Here is a 13,386-nt window from a genome sequence, read left to right on the forward strand (position 1 = left end):
CAAAGCTGTTCTTACCCTGTCTGATGGTAAGAATATTATATTGGACGAAGCTGCTGATGGTCATATTGCTGATCAATCTGGAGTGACCATTACAAAAACCAAACAAGGAGAAATTATCTATGCTGTAAACAACCATCTAACCAGCAAAGCAGTAAATCAAATTTCTACTCCAAAGGGAGGTCAATATCAGATTCAGTTGCCAGATGGAACCAAAGTATGGTTAAATTCTGCTTCTTCTTTGCGTTATCCGGCAAGTTTTTCCGGGCCGGAAAGAAAGGTAGAACTTTCTGGAGAGGCTTATTTCGAGGTTACCAAGAATAAAAACATGCCCTTTAAAGTGCTGACAAGAAAACAGGAAATCACCGTATTAGGGACCCATTTTAATGTCAACGGTTATGAAGATGAAGAAACTATAAAAACGACCTTGTTGGAAGGAAGTGTGAAGGTAAAAATAATGGGGTCTGAAAATTCAGCGCTGTTGAAACCGGGAGAGCAGTCTGTTTATGAAAAGAACGGCCTAAACGTAGTCAATGCAGATTTGGATGAAGTTATTGCCTGGAAAAACGGATATTTCTTATTTCAGGATGAAGATATCCATGCCGTTATGAGAAAAGTTGCCCGTTGGTACGACATAGAAGTGGTATACCAAGGCAATCTGAGCCGGAAGCATATAGGAGGATCGGTATCCAAATCAAAAGATCTGAGTGATGTTTTGATGATACTAAAGGCAACCGATGAGGTGAATTTTAAAATAGAAGGAAGGAGGGTTACAGTTATGCCTTAATCCTTTAAAGGCCTGTAATTAAAAAGACCAGAGGCGTTTGAGCCGCCTCTGATCAATATTGGGTTACAGGCAATCCAATTTCTATCGAGAGAAGTAAATTATCCATTAACCAGGAAGGGTAGCGGCATGTATATGCTGTGTCCCAACCAAATCAACCCAAACTAACCAAATGTATGAAATTTTAACTCTTAATTTCTACGGTCATTGCCGTATGAAACGTAAAATTCTATTGACCATGAAACTTACAGTGATACTGCTGTTATCATTTACTTTCCAGGTGGTGGCAAATGGCTTTGCCCAGAATAGAATTACAATGACAGAAAAAAATGTTTCCCTTAAAAAGGTATTAAAGGAAATCAGCAGGCAAAGTGGCTATGACCTCGTTTTCGTCTCCGATGCTTTGCAATACGCTAAACCAGTCACTATCCAGGTTAGAGAAGTGAGCCTGGAACAGGCACTAGAACTGAGTTTCAGGAATCAGCCTTTAATTGTCTATGACATCAAAGGCAAGGCTGTGATTGTAAAAGACAGGAAGATCAGTGCCGATAAATCCAATCCAATATTAGTCCTCCCAGTAGATATTAAAGGAAAAGTTCTGGATGAAACAGGACAAGGAATTCCGGGGGCGAGTATTAAAGTTAAAGGGAGCCCTAAAGGAACAATTACAGACCTTAACGGGCAATTTAGTTTGACGGGAATTGATGAAAATGCAATTCTGCTGGTGTCCTATGTAGGTTATGTGAGCAAAGAAGTTAAAATTACAGGAAAGGGCCCATTAACCATTAATTTAACCGCAGAATCCGGTCAACTGAATGAGGTGGTTGTAGTGGGCTACGGCACGCAAAAGAAAATAAACCTCACCGGATCTGTATCTGTAGTAAAGGGAGAAGATCTGGAGAACCGGCCTGTTACGAATGCCACCCAGAGCTTACAAGGGATCGCGCCAGGTTTAAATGTATCTGTTGGAGGGAATACCAAGCCGGGACAAAGCTTTAACTTAAACATACGCGGGGCAGGAAACCTCAACGGGGGAGACAGTCCCTTTGTACTCGTAGATGGCTTGGCCATGTCCCTATCAGATGTCAATCCAAATGACATCGAATCCATTTCAATACTGAAAGACGCAGCAGCTTCTGCAATATATGGTGCAAGAGCTCCTTATGGTGTTATCCTGGTCACTACAAAAAAAGGAACAGCAGATAAAACCACCATATCCTATTCCAACAATATAGGATTTACCTCTCCGGTAAAATTGCCCGAAATGGCCAATTCTTATGAATTTGCTAAATATTTTAATGCAGCAACATCCAATGCCACCGGAAGCAAACAGTATTCTGATGATAAACTGGCCTTACTCCAGCAATATGTGAATAACCCTGCGGGAATGAATATTTTTCCAGAGGTAACAGATAACTATTACTCCAATTGGGAAAACTCTGCAAATGGTGTGGCCAATACCAATTGGTTTGATTTTCATTATAAACCTTATGCGATGCGTCAATCGCACAATCTGAGCACGAGCGGCGGTAACAAAAATACCCAGTATTTTATATCGGGGGCTTATTATAAAGAAGGCGGAAGTTTACGCTATGCAGATATTAACTATAAACGTTATAATCTGAATGCCAGCATCAGTTCTCAACTCAACAGCTGGATCAAGTTGAAACTAAACACCAAATTCACACAGTCTGATTACGTCTCCCCCTTTTCTGGTTTCGAAGGCCTGTTTTTTCACAACCTGGCCAGGATGCGGCCAAATGTTTCACCTTATGACCTCAATGGTAACTTTTCGGAAATGTCTATGGTGCCCTACCTGCAATCAGGCTCAAAAGATGAAACCAAGAGTTACACACTGGCCATTTTACCCGGACTGGAACTGGAACCTGTAAAAAACTGGAAGATCATGGCAGATTTTAACCTTCTGCGGACCAATACCAATGAGGATGTTTTGAAATTGCCCGGCCTGATCTATGGTATAGATGGAACACCTAAATATGTCAACAGGTCAGAGTACGGTATTCCAATTCTTGGTGGTTATACGAGAAATATGAATGCAACCAATTATTTTTCGCCAAACGTGTACACATCTTATAGCTATGTTTTAAATCAGGACCATACTTTCAATGCCATGCTTGGTTTTCAGCAGGAGCTCAATGAGTACAGCGCCCTTTCTTCTTCCACTCAGGATTTAATCAGTGCCTCCCGTCCCGGACTTTCTCTTGCCACCGGTAGTCAAACAACCTTGGAAAACAGAACGCACTGGGGTACCAGAGGTTTTTTCGGAAGACTGAACTACAACTATAAAAACAAATATTTAGTAGAAGTAAACGGCCGGTACGATGGATCCTCCCGTTTTGCAGCCGATAGCCGCTGGGGATTTTTCCCTTCCGTGTCATTAGGTTATAACCTGGCAGGCGAAAAATTTATGGAGGGCATAAAAGATCAGATCAGTTTATTGAAGATCAGAGGATCTTACGGACTTTTAGGCAATCAATCTGGCGCCGGATTATATTCTTATGCCCAGACCATGAATATCACCATTCCAGGTCCTTCTGGAGCAGGGGGGCAATGGTATTTCCAAAATGGGAGAGAAGGTTATATTGCTGCACCCGCACCCTTCAACCCAGGGGTTACCTGGGAAAAAGTTCAGATGGCAAATTTAGGTCTGGACTTCGAAGTATTAAAAAGTCATTTAACCGGAAGTATTGATGTTTTTCAGAGAAATACCCGAGATATGCTTGGCCCTTCACTGGACATCGCGGATATGTATGGAGGGACACCGCCGTTAAGTAACAATGCAAATTTACGAACCAACGGATGGGAGTTGTCTTTAACCTGGAAAGATCAGTTGGAAAACGGAATCCGGTACTCCATAGGCGCCATGTTGTCTGATAATAAATCTGTTGTGACCAAATACCAAAATCCAACAAACAGCAATCCATCAAACACCTGGTATGAAGGTAAAAATGTTGGAGAGATTTGGGGATATCGCACGTCAGGATTGATTCAGAATGCAGATCAGGCAGCCGCATTTAATAAAATGAACCATTCTTATCTGTCGTCTTCAGCCTGGGTACCAGGAGATGTGAATTACAGAGACCTAAACGGAGACAACAAAATCGATATTGGCAATAATGTACTCGGTAATATGGGAGATTTAAGCATTATAGGAAATACTACTCCAAGGTACGCTTATTCTTTTAACGGCGCAGTAGAATGGAAAGGTTTCTCCGTATCGTTTCTTTTCCAGGGCATAGGAAAAATGAATTATGCCCCTAAGCCAGGCGACGTCTATTTTTGGGGAGCTGGCGCATTGGCCCAGGTTACTGTATTTAACCAGCATCTGGATTATTGGACTCCCCAAAATCCAGGAGCCTATTATCCTAATCCTTATGCAGCTCCCGCAGGATCAATCAGTACTTATATCAATAAAACACAGCAGGTGTCAGACCAGTATCTGCAGAATGCAGCTTATCTGAGGCTTAAAAATGCGACGATAAATTATGCTTTGCCATCCTCTTTGATTAAGAAGATCAGGCTTTCCAAAGTGAATATTTTCGTCACCGGAGAAAATCTATTCACAATAACCAGGCTTGCTAAAATGCTGGACCCGGAAACAGTTGCTGCTGCAGTTGACCCGGGGAAAAGTTATGCTCAAAACGTTACCGCAGGAGGAGAGCCGGGAAAGATCTATCCCCTGAGTAAAGTCTATTCTATAGGAGTTAATGTTGGATTTTAAATGATGATGAAAATGAAAGTAAATACCATAAAAACAGTTGTCCTTATAGGCATAGCTCTTGGATTATCTGCTTGTAAAAAGAACTTCCTGGACCTTCAGCCCCTGGATTCCTTAAGCACCACCAACAGCCTTTCTTCAACAAATGAATTGAAGATGTACATGAACCAATTTTATCAGAATACATTTCCAGGTCAACCCACAGGGGTAGGCGGAGCTGGAATCGCCTTTAACGATGCTGGCACAGATAATATGATCTTCTCTTCCTTGAATGCCCGCACCAGTGGCTTATCTTCTCTGAGTGATGCTTCCGCGCTAAGTGAGTATAATACAATAAGATCAATTAACTATTTTTTTGAAAATTACAGACATGCAACTGGGCAGGCTTCTGAGATCAATAAATACGTTGGAGAAGCCCGTTTTTTCCGGGCTTATGTCTATTTTAATTTGATCAGAAAATATGGCGGTGTTACCTGGGTAAACAAAGTACTTCCCGCGGACCAGGAAGTTATGGCTGTCAAACGGGATTCCAGAACTCTGGTTGTAGACTCTATACTCGCCGACCTGGATAAAGCCATAGACCTCTTGCCCGTTGCATCCAATAGTTCCTCTATGAGAGTACACAAAGATGTTGCCCTGGCCTTCAAATCGCGGGTAGCTTTGTACGAAGGATCCTGGGAAAAATACCATAAGGCAAAGAATGATGCCTTTTTTGCAAAGGACATCACTGAGGATAAAATAAAGACTTATTATGAGAAGTCAAGAGATGCAGCAGCTGCAGTGATCAACAGTTCCCGCTGGTCAGTATATTCAACAGGAAAACCTTTGCAAGATTATGGAAACCTATTTATTACCACAGATCTTTCAAACAATTCTGAAGTGCTTTTATGGAAAAAATACAATACCAACGACAATATAGGGCATAGCATCAGCAAATATACCTCAACCGATGGTGCAGATATGGGGCTTACCTTATCATTAGTGGATGATTATCTGACCAGGGACGGACGCCCTTTCACCGGGAATGAGCGCAAGCAGGCACAAGCCGTTTACGGCAGAGAACTTAGCCCGGACCTCAGAGATCCAAGGTTAAGCCAGACTGTCGCAATGCCAGGCCAGCCCCTAAAACCAGGTGTAAACGTACCAGCTTACCCACCTATTAATCAAACCGGGTTCAACAGAAGTACTACAGGTTTTCCCTTATATAAATTCCTCGAATACAACAATGCATCAGCTGTTTCCGACGATTTCAAAAGTATGGCCCCTGCAATCGCTTTCAGATACGCCGAGGTTTTGTTAAATTATGCTGAGGCCTTAGCCGAACTTGGAGGAGATCCGGTGGTGGTTGCCAATGCCTTAAATCCACTCCGATTAAGAGCAGGCATGCCTTTGGTCGATGTCAACAAAGAATACAATACAGATCCTAATTATCCATTTTATTCTTTAAGTTCTGTTATTCAATGCGTAAGAAGAGAAAGAAGAGTGGAGCTGGCAGCAGAAGGAATGCGATTGGATGATATTTTGCGTTGGGCTGCGGCCGATATTCTGCTGGTTGGAAAACGGCCGCTAGGGGCGCTTTTTGTTGGCAGTGATGTGGCAAGCCAAAACACAAGTGCCGGCTTTTATGGATCCTCTTTGTTGTACTATGATACAGCTCCTTCGGGAAAATCAGTAAATCTATACCTCACCGGAGCTCAGGGTGACGCTTTACGATATATTGACCCCTATAAGAACTTATTGCCAGGTGGCTATGGTTTTAACCTTGGAAGAGATTATTTAGTTCCGATTCAACAAAGAATGCTTCAACTGACAGGCGGAAACTGGAGCCAAAATCCAGGATGGTAACACAAACTAAATTGTATAAAGAAATGCGTATCAATAAAAATAACTTACGGCTATTGTCATTCATGTTCTGTTTTTTGGTCTTGATTTCCTGTAAAAAACAAGCTTTACCAGCTAAACCTGAAGATTCAACCTTTTCAGCGGTGCTGGAAAGTAATTCAGTTGTCCCCGCTGCAGGGGGAACAGTGAACATTTTAATCAGCACCCAAACAGACGGCTGGTGGATCAGTAATCTATCTGCCAATTGGGCAACAGTTAACCGGACCTATGGTTCCGGAAATTTTAAATTGCCTGTAACTGTAAAAGCAAATACATCCGGTGTCAAAAGAAGTGTAAATTTACAAGTCAATCCCACCTTCAATCTTCCGGTGGTGAACCTTACTATTAACCAGGACAATTAAACAGATGAAGAAATTATTTGTATTACTATTACTTTTCTGCGGGTTTGAAACCTACGCACAGCAGGAAAAGCCCAACGTGGTCATCATCATCTCTGATGACCACGCTTACCAGGCCATCAGTGCATATGGGAGTAAGCTAATGCCGACACCCGGCATTGACCGGATTGCTAAAGAAGGTGTCCGTTTTGACAAGGGCTATGTAACCAATTCTATTTGCGGACCTAGCCGGGCCGTAATCCTTACCGGAAAGTACAGCCACAAAAATGGTTTCAAAGACAACGAAAACTCCCGTTTTGATGGAAGCCAGGATTCCTTTATCAAACAACTTGGAAAAGGAGGGTACCAGACCGCCTGGATAGGAAAGTGGCATTTGGAAAGTGAGCCTCAGGGCTTTAGTTACTGGCAGGTGCTACCCGATCAGGGGCAGTACTATAATCCTGATTTTATCATGCAGGATGGAAGCCGGAAAAGAGTGGAGGGATATGTTTCCAATGTGATTGAAGATGCTGCTGAAAACTGGCTTGACAAGCGGGATCCATCGAAACCTTTCTGCCTGGTGATCGGGCACAAAGCAACGCATCGCGTTTGGTTACCGGATACCGCCGATATGGGGATGTTCGACAAGACAACTTTTCCTTTGCCTCATAATTTTTATGACGATTACCAGGGCAGGGAAGCGGCTAAAGTACAGGACATGAGTATTGCTAAAACTATGATTATGGGCTATGACCTGAAAATGTTTGGTTCAGAGGGTGCTGCAGACAAGGATGGCAATATCAAAAGAATGAATGCCGCACAAAGAGCTAAATTCAATCGGTATTACCTGCCTGTAGAGGCTGATTTGAAATCCAGGAATCTCTCTGGCAGAGCGCTTACAGAATGGAAGTATCAGCATTATATGCGGGACTATCTAAGTACGGCTGCCTCTCTGGACAGGAACATCAAACGGACCCTGGATTACCTGGATAAACATCATCTGGCCAAAAATACCATCGTCATTTATCTATCTGATCAGGGCTTTTACCTGGGGGAACACGGCTGGTTTGATAAACGGTTTATTTATGAAGAGTCTTTCCGGACACCCATGGTCATGCGCTATCCAGGGGTTATAAAGCCAGGTACCGTATCCAATGATTTTGTGATGAACTTAGATATTGCACCAACGATTCTGGATGCTGCGGGGGTTTCTATACCAGGAGATATGCAAGGCAAATCTATGCTGCCTGTATTGAAGGATAAAAAAATCAAAGGCCGTGAATACTTGTATTACCACTACTATGAAAATGGGGAACATTCGGTTTCTCCTCATTTCGGGATCAGGAATAGAAGGTACAAACTCATACGTTTCTATAAAAGAGTGGAGTCATGGGAGCTTTATGATTTGATGAAAGATCCGAATGAGGTCCATAATGTATATGGCGAAAAGGGCTATCAAAAGATTATGCATCAGATGAAAAAAGAGCTTAACAAACAAATCGCACAGTATGACGATCTGGATGCAAAAAAGATAGTAGAGAAGGGAATTTAGAGAAAAATTCTGTACAGCTGCTTCAAGACTAACGATATCAGGTCCGCTGAAGGAGCGGACAGATCTCTAAGGTCTTTCCGCAGCGTACGAGAATTTTTCCTGGCAAATTGCAGAGGGGTGGAGAAGTTGGTGTGTTAACTCGTATATCGTACCAGAAACCTGGCTTCTGTACGTTTGCTTGAGGTCTTGATGGGGTCTTGTTGGGATAAAGGGTACCCTTATCCCAACAAGACCCCATTCAGATATGCATCAGATGAGATTTACCCCCGTAAAAAGTTCTTTTAAGCTCAATCTATGGCGGAATTTCTTTTTTGCAGAAAAAGGAGGAAGAGCGCTGTATGAGTAAAAATCCTTATAATTGTTATGTAGCACATATATGTTGCGTAATGCTTATAAGAATTTTCAATTTTATCTCTGCTCATCAAAATTATGTTAAGAACTAAACCGTTTAAATTCGCTGTCTTATTATCTTTAATTTCTGCCGGGGCATCTGCCCAGATGAATATCATTCCTGCGCCATTACATGTTAAGAATGAAACCGGGCATTTCTCCATTACTGAAAGCACAAAAATTCACAGCATACCTGAATTCAAAGAAGTGGCAGAACTATTTGCTGAACAAGCTTCTTTTAAGAATAGAAAGATCATTGCAGGTGCTGTCCAGCCTGCTTTAGCCATTCGTTTTATGGCCGCTAAACCGACCGATAGTTTGGGGGAGGAAGGGTATATTCTCAATATAGGAACCAAGGAGGTAACCATAAAAGCAGCGAAACCACAAGGCGCGTTTTACGCCACACAATCTTTACTTCAGTTAATTACAACCGATCACAAAATCCCATGCGGACAGGTGTACGATAAGCCTCGGTTTAAATACAGAGGCTTACATTTAGATGTTTCCAGAAACTTTTATCCGGTTGCTTTTGTGAAAAGATATATCGACCTCATGGCCAGATATAAACTCAATACCTTTCACTGGCATTTGACCGATGATTCCGGATGGCGTTTGGAGATCAAGGCCTATCCCCGCTTAACTCAAAATGCAGCGTGGCGGGAGGGTAAGAACTGGAAAGATTGGCGGGCACAGGGCGAAAAATTCAGTGAAGCCGGTAACCCAAATGCCTACGGAGGATTCTACACCCAGGAAGAGGCCAGGGAGGTTGTAAAATACGCAGCCAGGCGTGGTGTTACGGTAATACCTGAAATTGAAATGCCTGGTCATTCTTATGAGGTATTGTCTGCTTATCCGGAGTTGTCTTGTTCTGGTAAGGAAAATAATAAAGAAAGTGATTACAATGTTGCAAAACCTGAGGTATACACTTTTTTACAAAATGTACTTACTGAGGTAATGGACGTTTTTCCGTCCAGATATATCCATATAGGCGGCGATGAAGCAGGTAAAGCAGCCTGGAAAACAGATCCACTCTGCCTTGCACTTATGAAAAAGGAAGGATTTACTGATGTGGAACAGTTACAAAGCTATTTTGTGAAACGAATAGAAAAGTTTATTGTAAGTAAAGGACGAAAGATGATCGGCTGGGATGAGATTTTACAAGGTGGGCTTGCTCCGGAAGCTACTGTAATGAGCTGGCGGGGTGTACAGGGGGGAATAGATGCAGCAAAGATGGGGCATGATGTGGTGATGACCCCTGCGGCATTTGTTTATTTTGATTATTACCAGGGCGATCCGAAAACGGAGCCGGAAGCTATAGGAGGTTTTGTTCCTGTAGAAAAAGTATATAGTTATGAACCGATACCTGCCGAACTGACTCCTGAACAAGGAAAATTTGTATTGGGTGCACAGGCAAATTTGTGGACAGAATATATTACAACTTCCGAGCATGTTGAATACATGGAGTATCCAAGGGCTATAGCTCTGGCAGAAGTGACCTGGAGTAGTAAGCAAAACAGAAACTGGAATGATTTTCAGCGTCGTATGCAACATCAGTATGGCTACTTGCAGCGCTTAAACGTGAATTATGCCAGGCCGAGCTATCAGGTTACGATAGTTCCGGAATTTATATACCAGGAGAACAAAGCGATGGTGAGCATCCTGTCTCAACAAGATAAGGCTACAATTTATTATACCACAGACGGTAGTCTGCCAACCGCCAATTCTAAACTTTATCAGGAGCCATTTGAAGTCAGAGGCTCTCAGGTGGTTACTGCAGCAGTTTTTGCCAAAGGAGATCTAAAGGGTATGCCGGTAACTTTACCTATCGATTTTCATAAGGCAATTGGGAAAAAAGTGATCTATAATCTGCCGTTTAGCAAAAATTACCAGGCAAAAAAAGAAAGTACTTTAACCGATGGATACAGAGGTGGGATCAGTTACGGCGATGGTGTATGGCAAGGTATTGAAACTAATGATCTGGATGTTACTGTCGATATGGGAGCATCTGTTGATTTAAGCGCTTTGAGTGTTGGTTTTATGCAGCTGATCTCTCAAGGGATTTATTTGCCATCGTTTGTTAAAGTATTGATTTCGGATAATGGAACAGATTTTAAAGAAGTTGGATTGTTGAATAATGAAGTGCCAGATACAGAAAGCCAGTTGCTGACTAAAGATTTTAAGTTTGATCTTAAGGGTAAGAAGGCCAGATATGTGCGGATAGTTGCAAAAGATAAGCAAAAGGGGTATCTGTTTGTGGATGAAGTGATTGTTTATTAAGAGCGTTAATCGTAGGAAGGTGAATTTTTTGGAAAATTCTGTACAGCTGCTTCAAGACTAACGATATCAGGTCCGCTGAAGGAGCGGACAGATCTCTGAGGTCTTTCCGTAGCGTACGAGAATTTTCCTTAGCAAATTGCAGAGGGGGGAGCAGGCATGGTGTAGAGGGAGCAGGCATGGCGTAGAGAGGACCGGCATGGTGCAGAAGGGATCGGCGTATAGGAGAGACCGGTGTGGTGCGGAAGAGACGGGGCATGTTGCGGTGTTAGAGTGAGGTGAGAAGAGAAAGGTTCTGGGATCGTTCTGAAAACAAACGTTTGTGTGGATTTATAAGGGTTAAAAATATATTGCCTTGAATATTCTCCTTTAATTTAAGGTAAATGAAACCTGAATGCATGCAATCATGCACAAATATGTCTTAAACCAAACAAGAACGATTACATGAACAAGTCAAAATTTTTAAGTTTGATGGTTTTAACCCTGGGTCCAGCAATCCTCAGGGCGCAAGATCTGCCATCCGAACTTCAGACTCCGGAAGTGGTATCCGTAAACCGTATGCCCATGCGTGCGGAAGCCTATGCCTATGAGAGCAAGGCGCTTGCGGAGAAAAGGGAAAAAGAAAAGTCTGCCTACTTTATGTCTTTAAACGGATCCTGGAAATTCAATTGGGTACAGGACCCATCCAAACGCCCGCTTGATTTTTATAAAACAGATTATAACGACGCCAGCTGGAAAGATTTTAAGGTACCCGCCAATTGGGAAACCAATGGTTATGGTTTGCCCATTTATGTGAACCAACCTTACGAATTTACTGGTCAAAGAAAGAGAGGAGCGCGGTTAAATCCACCTTTTGATATTCCGGAAAATAACAACCCGGTAGGATCCTATCGTAAAAAAATTATCATTCCTTCAAACTGGGATGGCAGGCAGGTATTCATTCACCTTGGTGCCGTTAAATCTGCTTTTTATATCTGGGTTAATGGTAAGAAAGTAGGTTATAGTGAGGATAGCAAACTCGCTGCTGAATTTGACATCACCAAATATGTGAAGCCTGGAGAAAATCTTGTAGCCCTGGAGGTTTACCGCTGGAGCGATGGCAGTTACCTGGAATGCCAGGATATGTGGCGGATTTCCGGAATAGAAAGGGATGTATACCTCTATTCTACACCTAAACTGGATGTGAATGATTTTAGAGTGAGCTCTACCCTTGATCCAAGCTACACCAATGGTTTGCTGGATGTAGAGGTAAAGATAAACGACTATCGGATGGATCAAAATACCAACCACAGCCAGGCAGATGTTTTTTCTGTTGAACTGGAATTGGCGGACGCGAATGGCTCAGTACTCTGGAAAGATGCGTCACCGGCTAAAGAAGTGTTGGGTAATTACCATACCGAAGTCCGTTTTAAGAAAGAAATACCTGGTGTAAAGGCATGGTCTGCAGAGATTCCTTATCTGTATACCTTGTATATCACCTTGAAAAACAAGAAGAATGAAGTGCTGGAGGTCGTTCCGCAAAAGATAGGCTTTAGAAGCATTGAAATTAAAGGAAGTGACTTTTTAGTCAACGGTAAACGCATCTTTCTGAAAGGGGTGAACAGACATGAGCACAATGCCACACAAGGGCATACCCTTACCCATGCAGATATGCGCAAGGATATGGAAATGATGAAAAAGCTTAATGTGAATGCGGTTAGGCATTCGCACTATCCACCCGATCCTTACTGGATGGAGCTTTGCAATGAATATGGATTGTATGTCATAGACGAGGCGAATATCGAGTCGCACGGAAGAGGTTATGACCTTGCTTATACATTTGCAAACGATAAACAATGGCGTAATGCGCATTTTGAACGGATTACCCGTATGTACCAGCGGGATAAAAACAATCCTTCTGTGGTAACCTGGTCTTTAGGAAATGAAGCCGGAAACGGGATCAATATGTATGAGGCTTACGAATGGCTTAAAAAGACCGATGCAACGCGACCAGTACAGTACGAACGGGCAGAGGAAGACTTTAATACAGACATGATTGTTCCTCAATATCCAGATCCTCAATGGTTGGTTCAATATTCAAACAACAAAGAAACCCGGCCTTTGATCATGAGTGAATTTGCCCATATTATGGGAAACAGTTTAGGGAATTATGATGAATACTGGGATGCCATTGAAAATCATCCTAAACTCCAGGGAGGCTTTATCTGGGAGTGGATAGACCAGGGGATTGATACAGTGAAAAATGGCAAAAGAATATTGGCTTATGGAGGAGACTTTCCTCTTGAAGGGCCGGTAGATCAGAATTTCAGTGACAACAATTTTTGTGTAAAGGGTGTAGTCACAGCGCACCGCGAACTGACTCCAATGGCTGTGCAGGTGAAAAAGACACACCAGTTCATCAAAACCAAATATTTAGGCGACGATAAGATCA

At 42.5% G+C, this 13,386-nt stretch carries 7 protein-coding genes; all 7 read left to right on the top strand.

Annotation, left to right across the window (positions count from 1 at the left end):
* Positions 1-784: FecR family protein (locus VNZ46_RS12375; protein ID WP_325560442.1), on the top strand; the 784-nt coding region annotated here is incomplete at its 5' end.
* Positions 785-1,019: 235 nt separating this feature from the next.
* Positions 1,020-4,523: a TonB-dependent receptor gene (locus tag VNZ46_RS12380; protein ID WP_325560443.1), complete on the top strand. Its 3,504-nt coding sequence runs from the start codon at positions 1,020-1,022 to the stop codon at positions 4,521-4,523.
* Positions 4,524-4,535: 12 nt separating this feature from the next.
* On the top strand, positions 4,536-6,365 hold the full coding sequence (locus tag VNZ46_RS12385; protein WP_325560444.1) for a RagB/SusD family nutrient uptake outer membrane protein: 1,830 nt from the start codon (positions 4,536-4,538) through the stop codon (positions 6,363-6,365).
* A complete protein-coding gene (locus VNZ46_RS12390) occupies positions 6,359-6,763 on the top strand; it encodes a BACON domain-containing protein (RefSeq protein ID WP_325560445.1) in 405 nt (134 codons plus the stop codon). Before VNZ46_RS12385 ends, VNZ46_RS12390 begins: the two co-directional genes overlap by 7 nt.
* A 4-nt stretch (positions 6,764-6,767) precedes the next feature.
* Positions 6,768-8,291 carry a sulfatase gene (locus VNZ46_RS12395; protein ID WP_325560446.1) on the top strand — a complete coding sequence of 508 codons (1,524 nt, stop codon included), beginning with the start codon at positions 6,768-6,770 and terminating at the stop codon, positions 8,289-8,291.
* 429 nt (positions 8,292-8,720) lie between these two features.
* Positions 8,721-10,958 (top strand): family 20 glycosylhydrolase, encoded by a 2,238-nt coding sequence (locus VNZ46_RS12400; protein WP_325560447.1) that lies wholly within the window; start codon positions 8,721-8,723, stop codon positions 10,956-10,958.
* Between the two features lie 441 nt (positions 10,959-11,399).
* Positions 11,400-13,386, top strand: a 1,987-nt coding sequence (locus tag VNZ46_RS12405) for a glycoside hydrolase family 2 TIM barrel-domain containing protein (protein WP_325560448.1), incomplete at its 3' end; no start/stop codon positions are given.

The organism is Pedobacter sp. (assembly GCF_035566355.1).
Lineage (GTDB): Bacteria > Bacteroidota > Bacteroidia > Sphingobacteriales > Sphingobacteriaceae > Pedobacter.

Bases quoted from the DNA above. Each gene is read 5' to 3' on its own strand.
- VNZ46_RS12400 (WP_325560447.1), top strand. From the start codon at position 8,721: ATGTTAAGAACTAAACCGTTTAAATTCGCTGTCTTATTATCTTTAATT.
- VNZ46_RS12380 (WP_325560443.1), top strand. From the start codon at position 1,020: ATGAAACTTACAGTGATACTGCTGTTATCATTTACTTTCCAGGTGGTG.
- VNZ46_RS12395 (WP_325560446.1), top strand. From the start codon at position 6,768: ATGAAGAAATTATTTGTATTACTATTACTTTTCTGCGGGTTTGAAACC.
- VNZ46_RS12390 (WP_325560445.1), top strand. From the start codon at position 6,359: ATGGTAACACAAACTAAATTGTATAAAGAAATGCGTATCAATAAAAAT.
- VNZ46_RS12385 (WP_325560444.1), top strand. From the start codon at position 4,536: ATGAAAGTAAATACCATAAAAACAGTTGTCCTTATAGGCATAGCTCTT.